The 3094-nt window shown below is 63.3% G+C and carries 3 protein-coding genes; all 3 read left to right on the top strand.

Annotated elements, in window-relative coordinates; genetic code table 11:
- Nucleotides 1-356 precede the first annotated feature (356 nt).
- The 3 genes from AC0L3P_RS12700 (at nt 357) to AC0L3P_RS12690 (ending at nt 2836) form a co-directional block, all read left to right on the top strand.
- Nucleotides 357-1199 carry a CmcJ/NvfI family oxidoreductase gene (locus tag AC0L3P_RS12700; protein ID WP_473302108.1) on the top strand — a complete coding sequence of 281 codons (843 nt, stop codon included), beginning with the start codon at nt 357-359 and terminating at the stop codon, nt 1197-1199.
- A 106-nt stretch (nt 1200-1305) separates the two neighbouring features.
- Nucleotides 1306-1617, top strand: coding sequence for a septal ring lytic transglycosylase RlpA family protein (locus AC0L3P_RS12695; RefSeq protein ID WP_007601095.1), 312 nt, complete (start codon nt 1306-1308; stop codon nt 1615-1617).
- A 49-nt stretch (nt 1618-1666) separates the two neighbouring features.
- Nucleotides 1667-2836 (top strand): Gfo/Idh/MocA family protein, encoded by a 1170-nt coding sequence (locus AC0L3P_RS12690; protein WP_473302107.1) that lies wholly within the window; start codon nt 1667-1669, stop codon nt 2834-2836.
- The last annotated feature ends 258 nt before the right edge of the window (nt 2837-3094 follow it).

Below are 3094 nucleotides of genomic sequence, written 5' to 3'. Positions count from 1 at the left end.
TTTTTTTTGGGCTGGGGGGGGTTTAAGAAAAACCTCTGGGGCCCCGCCGGGGCTCATACCTCGGCCCCCCTGGGGGGTGTGGGTGGCTTGCCGCGTAGCGGCGAGACGGGTGAGGAGCTTCTCTCCGCGAGTAGGTCTCTCGCATTGAAGCGAGCCGGTAGAACCCCTCATCCGGCGCTTCGCGCCACCTTCTCCCGCAAGGGGAGAAGGAGAGTAGCGTACGCGGGGCGATCTCCGAACCATTCCTTCTTCGTTTCTCGATGGCGACAAAATCCCATTGCTATTTGCACCACCTCCCTTGCGTCACGCTCAGTCCCCTCAAAAGTCATACAGACGACCACATCGGGAGACCGGCCATGGGCCTGCAAGAAACAAAAATCGAATCGCTTCCCTTCGTCACCGCCGAACTCAACTATCTCGCGCCGGTTTCCGGCAAGCCGCGCACCTATGCCTTCGATCCGCCGCCGGGTGAGCCCAAGAGCACGTCGTTGCCGGAGCCGCATCAGGTTCCGATCTTCGATGCGCGACTGATCGCCCATAATTTCTCGCTCGACCGCGAAGGCTTTGCGCTGGTGCGGCATCCGAACCAGGTGAAGGACTTCTCCAACGAGGAGGAAATCAAGGCCGTCTACTATCCCGCCGTCGAGGCTTTCCTGCGCGCAACGCTGAAAGCTGACCGCGTCGTTATCTTCGACCATACCGTACGCAGGCGGGTCGAGGGTGCCGCGGACATCCGCGATGGTGGCCCGCGTCAGCCGGCAACGCGTGTCCACGTCGATCAGACCGCCGTCTCCGGCGCCAACCGCGTGCGCGAACATCTGCCCGATGAGGCCGAGGAACTGCTCAAGGGCCGCGTCCAGGTGATCAATCTATGGCGGCCGATCCGTGGCCCGTTGCGAGATTCGCCGCTGGCGATGGCCGACGGTACGACGGTTGCGCCCGACGATCTCGTCGCCTCCGATCTGATCTATCCTAACCGTCGCGGCGAGACTTATTCGGTGAAATACAATCCGAACCATCGCTGGTTCTATTTTCCCGAGATGACGACGGACGAAGCGCTGCTGCTCAAATGCTACGATTCCGCAACAGATGGCCGCACCCGCTTTGGGCCGCACACCGCGTTCGTCGATCCGACCACGCCAGCGGATGCGGCGCCGCGCGAAAGCATTGAGGTTCGGACGCTCGTGTTCCACAAATAGTAACAATGTGTGATGGCACTGCCGGGCGCGGCCCGGCAGTTGCTCAGGAACCTACGGGAACCAACAAACGTTTCTGCGCGGGGCAGGGCCAACCGGGAGCGGTGCCGTGCGAGCGCAGACGACGCTATTTTCTTGCCTTGCCACTTTTTCGCTTTCTGCAGTTTCCTTTGCCCAGGCCGAAAGCGGGCTTGCCTCCTATTACGGGTATGGAAAAGCCGGAAAAGGCGAGCTGACCTGCGCGCACCGGACGCGCCCCTTCGGAAGCGTGCTGAGGGTGTCCTACGGCAGCCGCTCGATTCAATGCCGCGTCAATGATCGCGGCCCCTTCATTCGCGGCCGGATCGTCGATCTCTCTGTGCCCGCCGCCAAAGCGCTGGGCATGATGAGCGCCGGAGTGGTGCGGGTCTCGGTGGAATAGACCTGCCGGCGCGCTATAGTGCTGCCCAAAGTATGGGTCAGGGGGCGCTATGGCCAAGATCAAAGTGGGACTCGTCGGCTGCGGCTTCGTGTCGGAGCTGCATATGTATGCGTTCCGGCGCGTCTATGGCGTGGATGTCGAGGTCGCGGCGGTCGCTGCGCGCGGCGACCATGTCGTCGAATTTGCGCAGCGCCACCAGGTCCCACGGGTCCATCGCAGCTTCGCCGAGCTGATCGGAGACCGCGAGCTCGACGTCATCGACATTTGCACGCCGCCAAATCTCCATGCGGGGATGATCGTCGCCGCCATGCAGGCCGGCAAGCACGTGATCTGCGAAAAGCCGTTCGCCGGCTATTTCGGCCGCGACGGCGACCGGCAGCCGATCGGCAAGCATGTGCCGAAGGCGCTGATGTATGAGCGCGTGCTGGAAGAGATGGACGCCACGCGCGCCGCGATCGAGCGCACCGGAAAACTCTTCATGTATGCCGAGGACTGGATCTACGCGCCGGCCGTGACCAAGACCGCCGAGATTCTAAGAGCGACCAAGGACAAGATCCTGTTCATGAAGGGCGAGGAGAGTCATTCCGGCTCGCATGCGGCCCATGCCGCGCAATGGGCGATGACCGGCGGCGGCTCGCTGATCCGGATGGGCTGCCATCCGCTCTCGGCCGTGCTGTATCTCAAGCAGGTCGAGGCCAAGGCGCGCGGTGAAACCATCCGCGTCGCCAGCGTCAGCGGTGATGTCGGCAACGTCACGGCCGTCCTCAAGCCGGAGGAGCGCACCTACATCAAGGCCAATCCTGTTGACGTCGAGGACTGGGGCACCCTGACTGCCACCTTCTCGGACGGCACCAAGGCCACCGTGTTCTCCGGCGACATGATCATGGGCGGCGTGCGCAATCTGATCGAGACCTATACGTCAGGCGGCTCGCTGTTCGCCAACATCACGCCGAACAATCATCTGATGAGCTACCAGACCTCCGAGGAGAAGCTCGCCTCCGTCTACATCACCGAGAAGGTCGACCGCAAAACCGGCTGGCAATATGTCTGTCTCGAAGAGGAGTGGACGCGCGGCTATCTCCAGGAGATCCAGGACTTCATGGAATGCGCCGCGAGGGGGCGGGAGCCGCGGTCGGATTTGGCGCTGGCGTACGAGACGATCAAGGTGAACTACGCAGGCTATTGGGCGGCGGAGGAGGGACGACGGGTGGTGTTATAGGGGCGTGATGAACTCACTGAGCTAACCGCAGGCACGCTGCCAATCCTTCTCCCCCTTGTGGGAGAAGGTGGCGCGAAGCGCCGGATGAGGGGTTGTCTCCGCGGATTCAAATGAGAGATGGATTCGCGGAGACAACCCCGCACCCCGCGGGCCCCCGGGGGGGGGGGCCCCCCCACCCCCCAAGGGGGGGGGGGGGGGGGGCCACCGGGGGGGGGAGGTGTTAAAACATGGGCCCCCCGCGCCCCAACGGGTTGGGGG

Source organism: Bradyrhizobium sp. WSM4874, from assembly GCF_055811835.1.
The sequence above is the reverse complement of the archived record's forward strand: the minus strand, read 5'-3'. Positions and strand labels throughout refer to the sequence as shown.